The sequence below is a fragment of the Methylacidiphilum caldifontis genome (genome assembly GCF_017310505.1).
Lineage (GTDB): Bacteria > Verrucomicrobiota > Verrucomicrobiia > Methylacidiphilales > Methylacidiphilaceae > Methylacidiphilum > Methylacidiphilum caldifontis.
Map to the genome: position 1 here is coordinate 1,907,219 of NZ_CP065957.1, position 16,255 is coordinate 1,923,473.

13 protein-coding genes are annotated in these 16,255 nt (G+C 40.5%); 5 read left to right on the forward strand and 8 right to left on the reverse strand.

Annotated elements, in window-relative coordinates; all coding sequences use genetic code 11:
* Positions 1-24: 24 nt before the first annotated feature.
* A complete protein-coding gene (locus IT6_RS08865; RefSeq protein WP_242524199.1) occupies positions 25-1,161 on the reverse strand; it encodes a rod shape-determining protein in 1,137 nt (378 codons plus the stop codon).
* Between the two features lie 173 nt (positions 1,162-1,334).
* On the opposite strand from IT6_RS08865, the gene IT6_RS08870 reads away from it, so the two are divergent.
* Positions 1,335-2,042 carry a type I 3-dehydroquinate dehydratase gene (locus tag IT6_RS08870; RefSeq protein ID WP_206826122.1) on the forward strand — a complete coding sequence of 236 codons (708 nt, stop codon included), beginning with the start codon at positions 1,335-1,337 and terminating at the stop codon, positions 2,040-2,042.
* Positions 2,043-2,065: 23 nt separating this feature from the next.
* Here the strand turns inward: IT6_RS08870 and IT6_RS08875 are convergent, their stop codons facing one another.
* The 4 genes from IT6_RS08875 to IT6_RS08890 form a co-directional block, all read right to left on the reverse strand.
* Positions 2,066-3,616: a hypothetical protein gene (locus IT6_RS08875; RefSeq protein ID WP_206826123.1), complete on the reverse strand. Its 1,551-nt coding sequence runs from the start codon at positions 3,614-3,616 to the stop codon at positions 2,066-2,068.
* 25 nt (positions 3,617-3,641) lie between these two features.
* Complete coding sequence (locus tag IT6_RS08880) at positions 3,642-4,391, reverse strand: chorismate mutase (protein WP_242524200.1); 750 nt, start codon at positions 4,389-4,391, stop codon at positions 3,642-3,644.
* A gap of 85 nt (positions 4,392-4,476) precedes the next feature.
* On the reverse strand, positions 4,477-5,448 hold the full coding sequence (gene trpS, locus IT6_RS08885) for a tryptophan--tRNA ligase (RefSeq protein WP_134439291.1): 972 nt from the start codon (positions 5,446-5,448) through the stop codon (positions 4,477-4,479).
* Between the two features lie 52 nt (positions 5,449-5,500).
* On the reverse strand, positions 5,501-5,965 hold the full coding sequence (locus tag IT6_RS08890) for an NYN domain-containing protein (protein ID WP_134439292.1): 465 nt from the start codon (positions 5,963-5,965) through the stop codon (positions 5,501-5,503).
* 391 nt (positions 5,966-6,356) lie between these two features.
* Here IT6_RS08890 and IT6_RS08895 point away from each other — a divergent pair, with 391 nt between their 5' ends.
* The 3 genes from IT6_RS08895 (at position 6,357) to glpK (ending at position 10,654) form a co-directional block, all read left to right on the forward strand.
* Complete coding sequence (locus IT6_RS08895; protein ID WP_134439293.1) at positions 6,357-7,904, forward strand: DegQ family serine endoprotease; 1,548 nt, start codon at positions 6,357-6,359, stop codon at positions 7,902-7,904.
* 103 nt (positions 7,905-8,007) lie between these two features.
* Positions 8,008-8,763 (forward strand): type III pantothenate kinase, encoded by a 756-nt coding sequence (locus IT6_RS08900; protein WP_134439294.1) that lies wholly within the window; start codon positions 8,008-8,010, stop codon positions 8,761-8,763.
* A 391-nt stretch (positions 8,764-9,154) separates the two neighbouring features.
* Complete coding sequence (gene glpK, locus IT6_RS08905) at positions 9,155-10,654, forward strand: glycerol kinase GlpK (RefSeq protein ID WP_206826138.1); 1,500 nt, start codon at positions 9,155-9,157, stop codon at positions 10,652-10,654.
* Positions 10,655-10,853: 199 nt separating this feature from the next.
* On the opposite strand, the gene IT6_RS08910 is transcribed toward glpK, so the two are convergent.
* From IT6_RS08910 to ligA, 3 genes are all read right to left on the reverse strand, one after another.
* Positions 10,854-11,075, reverse strand: coding sequence for a hypothetical protein (locus tag IT6_RS08910; RefSeq protein WP_134439296.1), 222 nt, complete (start codon positions 11,073-11,075; stop codon positions 10,854-10,856).
* Positions 11,076-11,284: 209 nt separating this feature from the next.
* Positions 11,285-11,899 carry a LysM peptidoglycan-binding domain-containing protein gene (locus tag IT6_RS08915; protein ID WP_206826141.1) on the reverse strand — a complete coding sequence of 205 codons (615 nt, stop codon included), beginning with the start codon at positions 11,897-11,899 and terminating at the stop codon, positions 11,285-11,287.
* A 4-nt stretch (positions 11,900-11,903) separates the two neighbouring features.
* Entirely contained in the window at positions 11,904-13,934 is a 2,031-nt protein-coding gene (gene ligA / locus IT6_RS08920; RefSeq protein WP_242524201.1) for an NAD-dependent DNA ligase LigA, read from the reverse strand.
* A gap of 491 nt (positions 13,935-14,425) precedes the next feature.
* Between ligA and IT6_RS08925 the strand changes: the two genes are divergently transcribed.
* Positions 14,426-16,198: an N-acetylmuramic acid 6-phosphate etherase gene (locus IT6_RS08925; protein ID WP_206826144.1), complete on the forward strand. Its 1,773-nt coding sequence runs from the start codon at positions 14,426-14,428 to the stop codon at positions 16,196-16,198.
* The last annotated feature ends 57 nt before the right edge of the window (positions 16,199-16,255 follow it).

Here is a 16,255-nt window from a genome sequence, read left to right on the forward strand (position 1 = left end):
GGAAGTTTCAAGGAAAACTATCTCTTAATGCATTGCTGATTTTGCAATTTTATTGAGGTACTGATATTCTTCAAGTATTTTTCCTGTCCCTTCAGCCACAGCGCTCAAGGGATCTTCTGCAATGTATACAGGCAGAGCGGTTTCTTCCGCTAATAGCCTATCAATACCTCGCAAGAGGGCACCCCCACCAGCAAGTACTATTCCTCGCTCGACTAGGTCAGCTGAAAGTTCTGGAGGACATCTTTCCAGAGTAACCCGTACAGATTCGACGATAACCGAAATGGGATCCATCATCGCTTCTCTTACCTCCTGGGAAGTTATTGTCAAGGTTTTAGGTAACCCCGCAACCAAATCCCGACCTCTCACTTCCATGACTGTCTCTTTTTCCAAAGGATAAGCTGAACCGATTTTGATTTTAATTTCTTCTGCAGTCCTCTCCCCGATCATCAAATTATAAGCCCTTCTTAAATAGTTGACTATAGCTTCATCCATCTCGTCACCCGCTACCCGTACACTGCGGCTATAAACTATCCCAGAAAGGGATATAATGGCTACTTCCGTAGTCCCTCCTCCGATATCAATAATCATGTTGCCAGAAGCTTCATGTACCGGTAATCCTACTCCAATCGCGGCAGCCATAGGCTCCTCAACCAGAAACACCTCTCTGGCTCCAGCATGTTTTGCTGATTCCTGAACAGCCCTTCTTTCTACTTCGGTAATACCACTCGGAACGGCCACAACAACTCTTGGTCTACGAAGACGAAAATGGGTTTGTACCTTCTGAATAAAAGCCTTCAGCATGGACTCGGTCAAATGGAAGTCAGTAATGACTCCATCCTTTAAGGGCCTTACGGCCACGATGTTCCCGGGTGTCCTGCCAAGCATTCTTTTGGCTTCTTCACCCACTGCAAGAACATTCTTTGTCCCTTGATATACAGCCACAACCGTGGGTTCTCTCATAACGATCCCTTTTCCCCGAATATAAACAAGGGTATTGGCGGTCCCTAAATCAATCCCAATATCATTGCCGAAAAAGGAACTTAAGGAGCGAATGATAGAAAAGGTCTTCTGTCTGAACTGCTTACCTCCCTCTAGCAATCGGGGGTAATTTTTAGAGATCGCCTCTGAGGGTTGGGCAGCCGTATTCTGTTTTAAATTCATCTGTGAATAAAGTTAATGTTTTCTGGTTAAACCATAAAGAAAAAATATGCTTTTAGCTTGTAAAGGAGAGAAAAAAAAGGGAAGTATTAGAAAATAAGATCTTCATCACAAGCATATATTTGTTTAAGTGTGTTTAAAAAGAAAAGTAAATTCATTCTTTTTTAAATGTATAGATGAATTTTCCAATAGAAAAATCCTTGATCATCGTCGGTTCCATTTCAACTCGATATGGAATTAAATCTGCTTTTGAGAACCATCTTCCTATCGATCTTCTGGAATATCGCCTGGACTCAATCCTTTTAGAGCTGAGCTTAAAAGAGGCTATTGCTGAACTGCAGGGAGCCCTTTGTTGTCGCTCTCTTCCAGCTTTGCTTACGATCAGATCAAAAAAAGAAGGAGGCTTGATCGAATTGTCTGATTCTGAACGGTCAGATCTTTTTGAGAGATTTTATCCTTTTGTGGATAGCGTGGATTTGGAGTGGCAGCAATTATCCAAGATTTTTAAAGTTTATTCTCTTTATAAAAAAGGGGGGAAAAAAATTATTCTTTCTATCCACACTTTAGATCGTTTTTTAGATCTTGACGGCTTTGTTTCTTCCCTTCCTCAGATACAACAACTTGAACCCGACTTTGTAAAGCTGGCTGTTAGAATTGAAAACCTTTCTCAGCTTAAGGCCTTGACGAATCTGTTCTTTTCGTTTCCAGATATTCCATGGGCTTTAATGGGTATAGGTGACTATTCGACACTTTCTCGGGTGGTTTTATCGGCTTTGGGATCACGTCTTGTTTATGGCTATGTAGACAAGCCTGCGGCTCTTGGGCAACCTTCGGTGCTCGACTTAAAAGAAAGCTTTCAGAGACTAGGTATTATAAAAAAATAGAAGCAGTGAAAAAAGAAATGCTTTTAATTTAAAAAAAGATCTATAGGGACAAAGCTTTCGGGCAGAACAACAATTTCAGTTAAAGCATAGGCATTGATCGGAAAGGGAAAAAGGGACCACCATTCTTTACCTTCTTTTTTTATAACAACCCATAAGAAATATTGACCAGGACTAAACTTGGGATTTTGATCAAGCCTTCGCCATTCAAAATATCCTTCAGGACTTAAGGGTATTTTTTCCCTGACGCTATTTTGAGGTATCTTTTCAAGATCGTTTAAAAAACGTTCTTTTATTTTTCTCTCTGTTTCTTCTGCTTGTGCTAGTTCTCTTTCGTTGTTAGCATATTCTTGTTCCAGGGGTGTGATTTCGAGCTGGCTGTCCTGAATACGAGACTGAATGCGTAGTATTTGTTCTCGTAAGGCTTGGACTTTGGGTCCAACTTCAGCCTGAATTTCTTTGGTCTTGATTTTGAGTTCTTCTCTTTTCTTTTCATTTTCTTTTTCAAAGTTGTGCCAATTTTTTAATTCCTCTTCGGCCCATTGCCTTTCTTTGACAGGGTCTATTTCAGGGGGAGGATTGTACAAGGCAAGATTATAGGCATTGACCCAAGCTTCAGGAGAATTTGCTTCAGCCGATGAAATGTTGAAATCGATGCCTAATTGCAGGGCTTTTTGTTTAAAACGCTCTCTGAGTTCTTCAAGTTTTTTATCAAATTCTTGATCAAGGAGTGCACCCTCGGTTTTCCAGATTTGATCAACTTTTTCCTGATATTCTTTAGCGACAATTTGAATTTCTGTTTCAGCAACATGTTCCTGCTGTTTGAGTAACCTGATTCTTTCATTAAGAGCTGTAAGATCAGTTCTCGCTTTTTTGAGATTCTCCTTTTTGTTCTGGACTTCTTCCAAGCAGGGTCCAATCTCATTAAAATAATTGTCTTTTAATGCCTTAATGTCAGCTGAAAAATCGTGAACAATATAAATCTCTTTGGGCATGGATATCCCTTTGACCGCTATCCATCCATTAACCCGAGTTTCCCTGAAAGAGTAATAGGTACCCAATCCGGCAGTTATAGTCCCAATATAGAGAAAAGCTCGTAAAAGAAACCCCACCCATTTTCTCCGGGCAGAGAAAGTAGAAGTTTTTTTAGTCGGCGCAGCCGAAGTTGGGGAAGTTGAAGGGAGATTCTTAGGTGGGGGATGATTTTTTTTTATTGCTCGTTCAGCAATCGGATCTGGAAGGCTGTGGTGAGGATTAGCATTTTGTTTATTGCTGTTATTTTCTGCTTTGGGAAAAGAAATTCGGCCATTAGATGGGAAGGAAATTCCAGTAGATGAAGAAGGAAAGGTAGAATGTTGCAGAACACCTTGGGCTAGACCATCTTTTTTATGGTAACCTAGTTTGCGGGGAGGCGGATGTTTTTTGTTTTGACCAGAAAGATAGGGAGGAAGAGCATTTCTAGGACCTATTTTTTTGGATGATGTTTTCTTTTGACTATGACCGTCCAGCTGCTTTCCTTGGGGGGGAAAACTGAAAGGATATCCTGCTGGCTTTTGGGATAGTCCTTCAAAATCCATAGTTTTAACTTTTACGATTTAAAAATCACAATGGATAGCTGCCTATCAAAATTATCCAACCTTGGCCACCTGTAAACTTTTTCCATGAATATTCGATTTCCTCGTTGTTGTGTTCTTTTGTCGTTTTTTCTAACAGATAGAGCCTATTTTGTGGATTTTGGAGATCGTTCTCTAAGAAAATGATTTTTGCTTTTTGATTTTCTATCCATTTCTCGAACAGGCAATGGGAAATTGTGCTGCCTCCGATAAGAAGCACCGTTTTGTAAGCGACATTTTCCTTGGGAATCGATCTGTTTTGAAAAAAGAAAAAATGTTTTTCTATTTGAAGATGAGGAAAAAGAGAAGAAAGATCAATTTCACCGGCAAGCGAAAAAGAAAAAAAATGAAAGGGCAGAGCAGCCCTTTTTTCTTTAAGCCTATCTACAAGGTAAGGGGTTGAAAGAACAATAGTGTCTACTTCATGTTCCTTGTCTTTTTGAGTTTGATTTTCTTCATCCAGAGAAATGGGAATAAATGTACTGCTTGACCCAAATCTAAATAGGGAGGCAAGAAGACAGGGAAGAAAATGTTTTTGGGGGCATCCAATTCTTAACCCCCCTTGCTGGCAGCGGGAGGAAGAAAATATTTCCCGGTATATCCCTTCAAGGTTTTTGTCTTGCAATGGCCCAGGATTAATCTCTTTAAGATTTTTTAGATGTCGATCTTCTCTATAGGTATCGAGAATAGGATAACCATAAAACTTTTTTTTTTCGCCTATTTCCTGGGCGAGTTTCATTCTGAGATTGAGAAATTTTAAAATCTCTAGATCAATCTTTTCTAATTGGTTGCGGAAAGCCTCTATGCCCATAATAGGTAATGATTTAATCGAGAAGACCTACAGCTTGCCTAACTTTTCGTATGGTTTCCTGAGATATCAACCTTGCCCGGTAAGCCCCATCAGCAAGGACTTCATCCACATAGCCAGGATTACACTCCAATTCTTTATATCTTTCTCGAATAGGTTTAAAATAGGCATTTAGTTTTTCAAGCAGAAGTTTTTTATAATAAGCGTAGCCTTGACCTCCCTTTTTCATGCTTTCGATAAATTCTTCGTATTCCGAGGGCTGAGCAACTAATTTATATAAACTGGCAAGTATGGATCCCTGGATGGGTTTAGGAGCAGCAATGGGGGTAGAGTCTGTTTTTATGCTCATGACTTTTCGTTTGAATTCTTGCGGATCGCCAAAAATCTCCAAGGTATTGTTATAAGATTTGGACATTTTCTGGCCATCTATTCCAGGTATCACCGCCACTTCTTCCTGGATATCAGGTTCTGGTATACGAAAAACTTCTCCATAGGTGTTGTTAAATTTTTGAGCTATATCCCTTGCAATTTCAAGGTGCTGTTTTTGATCTTGGCCCACAGGGATGATTTCGGACTGATAAAGGAGGATATCGGCTGACATGAGTACAGGATAAGAAAAAAGAGCCAAAGTAGGGGAGAGGCCCTTCGCAATTTTATCCTTAAAGCTGTGGGATCTTTCAAGTAAACCAAATGGAGTTATGGAAGCTAGAATCCAGGCAAGCTCATGGACTTCTGGAATGGAACTTTGCCTAAAAAATATGGATTTGATAGGATCCAGTCCGCAAGCCAAAAAAGCCATCGCGATTTTTCTCACATATTGTCTTAAATTCTGCGGATCTTTTATGGATGTTAAAGCATGATAATCGGCTATGAAATAAAGCGTTTGGGCTTTATCCTGCCATTCAATCGCCCTCTTGATCATTCCAAAATAATTTCCAATGTGGAGATGGCCTGAGGGCTGAATTCCAGAAAGAACACGTTTCAACATAAACAATTTATTTTTGTAGTAGCTAGAAAAAAAGATCAGTTCAAATAAAGGGCTAAAATCGGCTTTGGAGATGTACTTTTTCTATAACATCCTTGAAATCGGCTTTTCTATATTCGATTTCTTGCATTAACCATTCAGGACTCATACAGAAGGCTCCCAAGGATTCTACCTGCCGTTTTTCTTCGAGATCAGCCGTGATGACTGTTACCGTCCTTTGGGCAACCGAATCGCTCACAAATTTTTCTATGACCCCATCAGCTGTTGATCCTTTGGGTGAAAAAACGATAGTAAAATCCTCTGGAACTTTAGGAATGGAAACTGGCTCTGGATTGTTGCCGTCAAAGACAACAACAACCTGATAAATATCGAGATCATGCAATAGAATAAGTTTTTCAATCAATAATTCTCTGGCCTTTCTCAAGCTTTGTCTTTTAGCTAGCCTAAGATCATTCCAGCAATAGATGACACTATAGCCGTCTATGACTAAAAGAGGAAGAAGTGATAATTTTTTAGCCATTCGTTGAGCCCATAGCTGAGTGGGGGGATCCCAAAAGTCTCATTTTCTCTTTTTTTCTCTTGTAATAACGTTTCCTTCTTTTCCTTTTTTCAATTTTATTCCATTGTTTGCTCATCTTTAAGAAGCCAAAAGTTTTTTCTTTTCCTTATGTTATATTTTAAATTACTCTATTCTTTCAAGTTCCGTTTTACGAGGAAACCTTGATTTTTGATTTATGAATAAATTGCATGATTATATAATATAATATTAAAAAAAAAGATAGATAGAATCTTATCGAAAAGTACAAAATAATGCCCCTCTATTTTGTATCTTTTTTATTGAGGTCTATCTGAAGATTTGAAAATAGCAATTTTTAATGTTTTTTCGACAAGTTTTTTGTATGCATAATGTTATGAATAATTCCCAAAGACTTTTCTTTTCTTTTATTTTAGCTACTTTTTGTTTTTTCTGCTTTCCCTTCGGGGAGTCGGTCAAAGCTTTGAATTGGTTTTCTCAAAGCAAAGAATTTAAATCTGGAGCTTTTCAGTTTCAGATTGATAATGCGCCTATTCAGAGACAGAACGTGGGTGTGGTGACCAGTTTTGCCCCTATTGTTAAAAAAGTGGCTCCGAGTGTAGTAGAGATCTTCACAACCCAAAAAGTTAAAGCTCCGGAGGGATGGATATTCCCTTTTTTCAATGATCCATTTTTTAGAAAGTTTTTTGGACCCCCAGATGGAGGCGAGGATCAGAATAACCCTAGAATGTTTCCTATGCCTAAGCCCAGGAAGCAAACAGGTTTAGGATCAGGGGTGATCATCTCTTCGGATGGATATATTGTGACCAATAATCATGTGGTGGATGTAGCCGAAGAGATTAAAGTTCTAGTGGGAGAACAAAAAAAGGAGTTTTCTGGAAAGGTTATTGGCAAAGATCCATTGACTGATATAGCCCTGGTAAAAATTGAAACTTCAGGTCTTCCTTCCATCGTTTTTACTGACAGTGATCTGGTGGAAGTGGGGGATGTTGTTCTGGCCATTGGTAATCCTTTTGCTCTTACACAGACGGTTACAATGGGCATTGTGAGTGGTAAAGGAAGAAAAGATATCGGTATAGAAGAATATGAAGATTTTATCCAAACCGATGCGGCGATAAATCCTGGGAATTCGGGAGGCGCCTTGGTTGACATCCAGGGGAGGTTAGTAGGGATAAACACCGCTATCGTTAGCCCAGGTAGAGTAGGGAACTTGGGTATCGGTTTTGCCGTACCTTCGAACATGGCTCGTTATGTGGTCGAGCAAATTTTAAAAAATGGTCGGGTTATTCGTGGTTTTCTTGGTGTGACCATATCGGAAGTAACCCCTGATCTGGCTCAAGCCTTTAAGCTTTCCGAAGCAACCGGAGCGTTAGTGGAGCAGGTCAGTCCGGGGACTCCTGCGGATCAAGCGGGAATGAAAGCTGGGGATGTTATACTTGAATATAATGGACAAAAAGTGACTGATCCTCGATCTTTAAGATTGGCTGTATCCCAGACTCCGCCAGGCTCGAGGGTAAACTTAAAAATTTGGCGTGATGGCAAGGAAAAGATTATCCAAGCTGTACTCAAGGAAAGAACGCCTGAGGAAGTTTCTACGAATGCTCCTAGACAACAGGAAGAAAATTCTACCTTTTTGTCGGGGGTGGAAATCTCCGATCTGAATAGGATGATGAGACAACAGTTTGAAATACCCCCCGATATCCAAGGAGTGGTCATTGTATCCGTTGACCCTGAGTCTCCTGCAGCAAGGCCGGGAAGAAACTCTTTGCAACCTGGTGATGTTATTCTAGAGGTCCAGCACCGACCCGTACGGACGGTTCAAGAGGCCTTGCAGGCCGTAAAAGGAACAACGGGCAATGTTCTCCTTAGGGTGTGGTCCAAAGGAGTGACTCATTTTGTTGTTGTTCCTCGAACCAACAAGTAATGGGTGGCTTTAGAAGACAAGGTGGGAAAAGAAACACCTTTATTTATAATAGAGTCATGTCAGTATGCATACCTCTTTAAATAAGAAGTATCATTAAAAGGGTATGATTCTTGTCGATGTAAGTAATACAGTAACAAAAATTGGACTTTTTGAGGACGGGAAAATAAGCCTATTAGATAAAATTCCGACCTCTCAAATCGGATTTGATTTTACCGAAAGGGTGGCGCAAAAGTTTCCCCTTGAAGATTTAATCCTCTGTAGTGTGGTGCCAAAGAACGATCTTTATTTCGAATGGCCTTTTCGAGGTAGGATATATAAAATAGATCCCTCAGTTCCCTTAGGGATCCCGATCGACTATCCTAATCCAGCAGAGATCGGAGCTGATAGACTTTCTAATGCTGTGGCTTTAGCTTTTTTGTATGGCTATCCTGCGGTAGCCATTGATTTTGGAACAGCAACAACTTTTGATATTGTAGATCAAAAAGGAGCTTTTTGTGGGGGGATAATTGCTCCAGGGTTAAATATGATGACTACTTATCTGCATGAAAAGACCGCTCTATTACCCTTAGTGGATTTGAAAGAACCTCTAAGAATTATTGCCCATTCTACGGAAGAAGCTGTGCGGGTTGGAGCTGTTCATGGCTACAGAGGAATGGTTAAGTATCTTTTAGAGAAAATTAAAGAAGAGCTTGGCTTTCCTCAGAAATTCATTGTTGTGGCTACCGGAGGTCAATGTCGACTGGTCTGTTCACAGCTTGGTAGCGTTGAATATATCGATGAGTTGCTGACTTTAAAAGGAATTCGGCTTATTGGAGAAAATTTGATAAAAATCCAAAAAAAAACACCACTTTTGATTTAAGGGTTATTCTTTTGTTGACCAGAAAACCCAGTGCTTGTGCTTGAGCTTGCCTGCCCTTGGCTTTGGCTTTAGACTAAGTGGCAGTATATTGTTCGGTACTGCTGCAATAGCAACGTTTGACCAAAATCGACTTTTTCGTCCTTCCGCGCAGAAATTGATTCTACGGTCACCGGTTCTCAAAAGACTAGGTTAAGCTGTTTAACTCTACAGCTGGGGCAAGCAAAAAGAAACGCTATCTTAAACGGATTGAGCACTTAGCCGATTGATGTTGGCTGGGTTGGATCAGCTAGGTCTATTCAGTGCGTTTTTAGCTTTATGCTGCAATGAGGATTTGCTTGACATAGCAAAGTTAGGAAGGATTAGGTAGTAGCTGAACCCTTCCAGGGATGTTATGGGTGAATGGATTGGAATAATCGATCTAGGAACGACAAATACCAAGTTTCTAGTTTTTGATCGGAAAGGTCATGTTGTTTATTCATCCTTTAAGGAACACGGTTGGTATTGTCCAGAGAAAGGTTGGATTGAACAGGATGCTCTTGAGATTTATCACAATACCCTTAAGCTTGTTGAAGAGGCCTTTAAAGAAAAACCGACCCTAAAAAGGCAGTTAGCTGCTTTAGGCATAACCAACCAGAGGGAAACAACCATACTTTGGGATAAAAATACCGGAGTTCCCGTTTTCCGGGCCATCGTTTGGCTGGATAGCCGCACAACTGATCTGGTCCGTGAATTTTCTCAATCGAAAGATGGGATTTACCGTTACCATAAAAAAACAGGATTGCCCTTATCGAATTATTTTAGCGGGCTCAAACTTTTATGGCTCCTTCAGAATATAGCTGAAGCAAGGAAAAAAGCAGCATCTGGAGAACTCCTTTTTGGAACTTTTGACTCTTTTTTGCTTTGGAAATTGTCTGGTGGACCACAAGGAGGACAACATCTCACCGATGTGACCAATGCTTCACGTACGCAGCTTTTCAATATCAATAGCTTGCAATGGGACAAAGAAATCTTGGAAGAAATGGATATTCCCTCTTCTTTATTACCTCAGGTCGTTCCTTGTGATACAATTCTTTCGGAGGCTAAGATAGGCATTTTAAAAGGTTTACCCCTAGCCGGTATTATTGGCGATCAACAGGCTTCTCTTATAGGACAAGGTTGTATAAACTTTGGAGAAGCAAAATGCACCTATGGTACAGGAGCTTTTCTTTTAGTCAATACGGCTAATCGTACTGTTTTTTCTCGGCTGGGACTGCTTACGACCATTGGCTATCGATTGAAGGGAAAAAAAGTATGTTATGCCTTAGAAGGGAGTACAGTTGCCGCTGGTTCAGCAGTGCGTTGGCTAAGGGAGTTGTTTAAACTAAAGGATGACAAAGATGTCGAACTGTTGGCCTCTAAAGTTAAAGACAATGGAGGAGTATATTTTGTTCCCGCTTTTAGTGGGCTGTTTTCTCCATACTGGGATCCTTCAGCTCGAGCTGCAATATTGGGTTTGACATGGGATTGTCAAGATAGTCATTTGGCCCGTGCGGTGTTGGAGGCTACGGCTTTTCAAGTTAAAGAGCTTTTTGATGCGATACAAAGGGAATGTGGAATGGAGATTGCCGAACTCAAAGTTGATGGAGGAATGGTTAAAAATGAGCTGCTTATGCAGTTTCAAGCGGATGTTATAAACAGGAAATTACAGGTAGCCCAAAACCAGGAGACCACAGCTTTAGGCGCAGCATTTGTTGCAGGTTTAGCCGTTGGATTATTCCATGACATCGAAGAAATACATTCATGGAGGCGGACAAGTAAAGAATGGTTGCCAAAAATGGAGCAACTAGATCGAGAAAGACTTCTTGGTTACTGGAAAAAAGCGGTTCATAAAGCTTCAAAATGGATTGAGTAAAAAATTCTCTAAATTCTTTGATTGTTTATGTTGGCACGTTTTCTAACTTTAATAAGAAGTATCTTGGCAAAGTGGCTCTGCGCTTTTTCGATCCGTCTACCAAGAATGCAGTACAAGGCACTGCAAGGTCTTACTCAAGGTTTTCCTGTTCAAGTGTATAAAGTTCCATAAGATTCGAGCAGTTCAAAAAATTGCCACCCTAATATATCGAACAACCTGGAATGAACACCTCTTCATGCCTGTTCATTAAGAAAATTGTTCGGATGATCGAGTAAAAAGCGGCTCTATAGGGGAGGGAAGGGGTTAAGGTTAACGATTCGCATTTTTTCCAGAGATGACAGCTTTTAGCTAGACCTGGAGCCACAACCGGGTCTTCTGGAGTTTGTGGAGAGCTGGCTATCGATAGCTGACCTAAGCCCATGTGAGTTGAAAGCTAAAGTGGTTTTAGGATATGTACAACGCATCTGCAGTCGCCATACAATACAATCGAGCAATGGAGTAGTAAGGATAAGAGGGTTCGCTCTCTCGTGGTTGGTCAATCCAGATGGATTGGTTTACAGTCCAGGAAGCTGAATTTCGAGGCAGTTGACTCTTTGGAATTACCCCAAATCACCCAAGAAAGGAAGTCGTCTATTTGGATTCTTTTTTAGGAATAAATAATTTTTTGCCTACTGTTAAGGGAGAGTGAGCGGAGAGATTGTTGGCTTTGCATATATCTTCGACGGTCACATTAACCCCACTTTTTCTGTAGGCATCGGCGATGCTCTCTAGGTTATCATTTTTTTGAATCACATAATAGTAACCTTTCTCGATTTTTTGTTCATTCCCATTTTGAACTATTCTTTTAACCGATGCTCCTTTTTCTTTTTTTGACCCGGTTAAAGCTGATTTTTCCATCGAAGTAGCTATCTTTATTTTTTCTATTTCTTTTTGAAGCGTAGAAACTTGGTCTTTGAGGCTTTTAATTTCTTCTTTAATGTTCTGAATATTCAAGGAATCCGTTTCTACGTTTTGTTGAAGCTGATCTAGGATATCGACGGCTTTTAAAAGTTTTTTCTTTTCTTCCTCTCTATCCAGTTTTTTTGCAATTTCAGGAGTTTCTGGATCCTGGCTCTCTTGACAAAAAAGAGGTTGAGTTAAGAAAAACAAAAAAAAGCTAAGAAAAGGCAGAGAAAACTGGAATACAAAAGATAGGGATGATTGCTTGAAAAGCAATCCTTTCAATCGCCAACAAAGAAAATGCATACTGTTAATCTCCTTTTAAAAGGTCGACGAGTTCCTTTTCCCCAATAATCGTTATCCCTAGTTTTTGAGCTTCTTGTAGTTTTGATCCTGGATCTGAACCGACAACTAAGAAATTTGTTTTTCTTGAAACGGTGTTGCTCACCCTTCCCCCTTTAGAGATTATTTTTTCAGCAACAGCTTCTCTGGGTTCAGAAAGAGTGCCCGTGATAACAAAGGTTTTGCCAGAAAGTGGACCTGAAGGAGTTTGCAGAAGCAAAGAAACAAAGTTTACACCATGTTTGCGTAGTTTTTCGATCCGCCTGCGGTTTTCTTCTTTTCGAAAATAGTTAACTATTGATCTGGCCATCACTTCACCAAAAAAAGGTATAGCTAGGAGTTCTTCTTCAGTGGCATGGGAAAGCCTATCCAGGGTTCCAAAATAACGGGCAAGGTCTTCGGAAGCCTTTTGGCCAATATGGGTTATTCCCAGGCCATAGATCAGCCGGGAGAGATCTCTTTTTTTGCTTTCTTCTATTCCTTTAAGAAGATTTTGGGCGGACTTCTTCCCCATACGGTCTAGTTTTACAAGGGATTGTTCATCAAGCTCGTAAAGATCTGCAATGTCTCTGACTATCCCTTTATCAACCAGTTGATCTACAAGCGACTCTCCCAATCCTTGGATATCCATGGCGTTGCGTTGGGCAAAATGTAAAATTCTTTCCTTTAATTGTGCAGGACAGTTTTCGTTACCGCAGCGCAGGAAAATTCCTTCCCAGAAAAGCTTTTCCCCACAACTAGGACAATGCTCTGGTGGGATAATTTCTTTTTCTGTACCTTGACGTTGGGAGGTATCAACCCCGACTACCTCGGGAATAACTTCTCCAGCCTTCTCAAGATAGACTAAATCACCAATTTTTACATCGAGTCTTTTAACCTGGTCAAAATTGTGGAGTGTAGCTCGACTGACCGTTGTTCCAGAGAGAAAAACAGGATCCATTTCAGCTACCGGAGTAATGATTCCACTTCTACCTACCTGGAAAATGACATTGTTCAGCCGTGTTTTTGCCCTTTCGGCTCCATATTTGTAAGCGAATGCCCAGCGAGGTGCTTTCGCTGTATATCCAAGGATAGAATAATAATCCCATTCATTTACTTTGATAGCCGCCCCATCGGTTGGATAGGGAAGTTCGTTGCGACAATCATTAAGTTTACATATCGCTTCGTAGACTTCGTTTTCATTTTTGCAAACCCAAAAAAGAATAGGAACAGGAAGACCTATTTTTTTAAGAAAATTTAACCATTCTTCTTGAGTTTTACATTTAAAGCCAACTAATTTGCCTGCCCCATAAAAAACGATTGCTAAAGGGCGCTCTGCTACTATTCTTGGATCAAGCTGTTTGAGAGAACCGGCCGTTGCATTCCTTGGATTTGCAAAAAGAACTTTACCCTCTTTTTCTCTCTGCGCATTGAGCCGTTCAAAATCTTTAGGAGACATGTATGCTTCTCCTCTAACTTCTAAGAGTTCAGGAGGATTTTCTAATTCCAATCTTAAGGGAAGGCTACGGATGGTTTTTAAGTTCTGAGTAATATCATCTCCAACAGTACCATTACCACGGGTTGCTCCTAAACTAAATAGGCCGTTTTTGTATTGGGCGCTGATCGATACGCCATCAATTTTAGGTTCAACAGTGTAACTCACTTTTTTCCCTGGAAGAGCCCGGCGTATTCTATCTAAAAAAGTAAAGAGTTCTTCTTTAGAATAAGTATTTTCGAGGCTGAGCATTGGAATCTCATGTGTAACTTGGGAAAAACCGCTCAGTGGAGATTCACCTATCCTTTGGGTTGGAGAGTCGGGAGTGATCAGTTCAGGATGGTTTTTTTCAAGGGTTTCCAGTTCATGATAAAGATTATCGTACTCCTGATCGGAAATAAGTGGGCGTGACTCCACATAATAAGCGTGGTCGTATTTTCGAATGAGTTTAACTAACTCATCATGTCTTTGCTTGATCTCTTGGGGAGTAAGTGACTCTAAGGAAGAGGGCTTTTTTCTATTCACTTTATCCAAAAAATAAATGTGAAATAGGATGCGATCAACATTTCTGTTTTAATAGAAACTGTTGAGAACCCTATTTCCTTAAACGACAAAATTCAAGTTTGGGTTACGGGATAGATAAGAGTTTTTGTATGTAAACTGTTTTTTTAAATCCCTTAGATCAGCTTTTGAACTTTCAAGCTCAAGTTGGTTTCTCTATCCATTTTTTACAATTTGTCTTTTGCTGACCGGTCAGCTCATTAAGAAAACTTCTTTTTATGAGTATTATTGTACTCTATTGCCCAGAGTATGTTCTAGCGGCTTTCGTTTTTGTTTCCACTCACAAAATCCGATCGATTGCTTTGGTCATCTCGATCAAGGAGTGTAAGTCAATACGATAAAACTATATTTGCCAATGAACACGAATCCCAAGATTTCGATACGGACTTCTTGAGTATTTTTTTTAAAGTACTAAGGCATTGTAAAGCTCAAGAGAATGACGTAGAAGATAAACTATGGGAAGATTATTAGGCATTGAAGGTGGAGGAACCTATACTCGGTGGATGGTTGTCAACGACCCGGAAGCAGAAGTCATTTGTGAAGGTAAGGAGGGGATAGGAAATTTTCATCTTTTGTCTTATGATCAACTCGTAGCTCTTTTCAGATCGATCAGGGAAAAAGCGGGAGAAAACATTGAACAAATAGGGGTCGGATTTGCGGGATGCCATTCCGAAAAAGAAAAAACTGTTCTTGAAGAAATTATACGAGATACTTGGCCAGGGTCTAAAAAAATTGTCGTTGCTGAAGATAGTCGTTCTGCTTATGCCCGAGCCTTTGAACCCGGTCAGCAAGGCATCTTAGTTATAGGAGGAACGGGTTCTAACGTAATCGGTTACAAAGAAGGGGTCTGGGAAAAAGCGGGAGGATGGGGTCAACTGGGTGATCCTGGAAGTGGTTATAGGATAGGTAGAGGAGGATTAGAAAGAATTTTTTTAGATTTTGATCTGACGAAGAAAAATTCAGCTCTTGCTCAGGCTTTTCTTAGTTATTGTTGTCTTAACGATCTTTCCGAGTTTCTTCGCTATGTACTGGCTCAATTTGGAAGAAAAGATTTTATTGCTTCTTTTGCTCCCATCGTTCTGGAAATGGCAGAAAAGGGGGATGAAAGCTCACTTGAAATAGTAAAAAAAGAAGCTTCATCTCTGGCGTGGCGAGTACAGATAGTAGCCGAAAGGTTGCAATTTATCCAACCCCAGGTAGCCTTGGTTGGAGGACTCTTTGAGAATTCCTCGTTTTATGTGCGGATTTTTGGGGAGGAGTTGAAGCGGTTTCTGCCTTTTTCTAGGTATTTTGTATGTAACAGCCCTGGGCCTTGGGGAGCTCTCCGATTACTCAAACTTTCTTCCAGTCCCTTATCCATAAAAAGTGAGAGTTTACTTCCCGATGAACAGCAAAGAAAAGCCCTTGACCAAGCTTTAACTGAAGAAAGAAACCCTCGTTCTTCATCCCTCGAAAAGAAAACAGTAGATGAACTAGTCGATCTGTTTATTTCTGAAGAGACTTTTGTCCAATCTGCATTGGAAAAATGCAGAAAAGAAATTACATCGGCCGTTTTGGCTGTCTGCTCAACATTGTCTCAAGGAGGAAGGCTTTTTTACGTTGGAGCAGGGACAAGCGGAAGGCTAGGGGTACTAGATGCCAGCGAAATGCCACCCACTTTTAATGTTTCTCCTGAAATTGTCCAAGCCATCATGGCGGGTGGATCTGAAGCGGTTCTACGAAGCATGGAAGGCATAGAAGACGATAGGGAAGAAGGTTATAAGAGTATATTGAACCGGGGTATAACCCAAAAGGACATTGTTTGTGGAATTAGTGCAAGTGGAAGAACCCCGTTTGTCATTGCAGCCCTCGAAGCGGCCCAAGAAAGAGGAGCTCAAACAATCTTAGTGAGTTGTAACCCTCGTAGACCTCCTTGCCCTTATGCGGACTTAACGATCGATTTGCCGACTGGGCCAGAAATCGTTGCGGGATCAACGAGATTAAAAGCGGGTACAGCAACAAAGATTGTCTTGAACATGCTCAGTACGATAGCAATGATTCGAACAGGAAAGGTCAAAGATAACCTGATGATCAATCTTCAACCCAAGAGCATGAAGCTGCGTTATCGTTCCTTGCGTATCCTTATGACCCTTTATGGTCTGGATGAAAAAACCGCTGTTAAATTATTGGGAAAAAAAGGATGGTTACTCTCTGCGGTCATTGCTGAAATGGAATCAGAAAAGGGATAACATAAGATCCGTTTTTAACTCTGCGTTTGCAAGGAAACGTTGGGTTTTAAGAGATTG

Excerpts from the sequence above, each read along its gene's own strand:
- IT6_RS08865 (WP_242524199.1), bottom strand. The coding sequence starts at position 1,161 with ATGAATTTAAAACAGAATACGGCTGCCCAACCCTCAGAGGCGATCTCT.
- IT6_RS08870 (WP_206826122.1), top strand. The coding sequence starts at position 1,335 with ATGAATTTTCCAATAGAAAAATCCTTGATCATCGTCGGTTCCATTTCA.
- IT6_RS08875 (WP_206826123.1), bottom strand. The coding sequence starts at position 3,616 with ATGGATTTTGAAGGACTATCCCAAAAGCCAGCAGGATATCCTTTCAGT.
- IT6_RS08880 (WP_242524200.1), bottom strand. The coding sequence starts at position 4,391 with ATGAAACTCGCCCAGGAAATAGGCGAAAAAAAAAAGTTTTATGGTTAT.
- trpS (WP_134439291.1), bottom strand. The coding sequence starts at position 5,448 with ATGTTGAAACGTGTTCTTTCTGGAATTCAGCCCTCAGGCCATCTCCAC.
- IT6_RS08890 (WP_134439292.1), bottom strand. The coding sequence starts at position 5,965 with ATGGCTAAAAAATTATCACTTCTTCCTCTTTTAGTCATAGACGGCTAT.
- IT6_RS08895 (WP_134439293.1), top strand. The coding sequence starts at position 6,357 with ATGAATAATTCCCAAAGACTTTTCTTTTCTTTTATTTTAGCTACTTTT.
- IT6_RS08900 (WP_134439294.1), top strand. The coding sequence starts at position 8,008 with ATGATTCTTGTCGATGTAAGTAATACAGTAACAAAAATTGGACTTTTT.
- glpK (WP_206826138.1), top strand. The coding sequence starts at position 9,155 with ATGGGTGAATGGATTGGAATAATCGATCTAGGAACGACAAATACCAAG.
- IT6_RS08910 (WP_134439296.1), bottom strand. The coding sequence starts at position 11,075 with ATGGGCTTAGGTCAGCTATCGATAGCCAGCTCTCCACAAACTCCAGAA.
- IT6_RS08915 (WP_206826141.1), bottom strand. The coding sequence starts at position 11,899 with ATGCATTTTCTTTGTTGGCGATTGAAAGGATTGCTTTTCAAGCAATCA.
- IT6_RS08925 (WP_206826144.1), top strand. The coding sequence starts at position 14,426 with ATGGGAAGATTATTAGGCATTGAAGGTGGAGGAACCTATACTCGGTGG.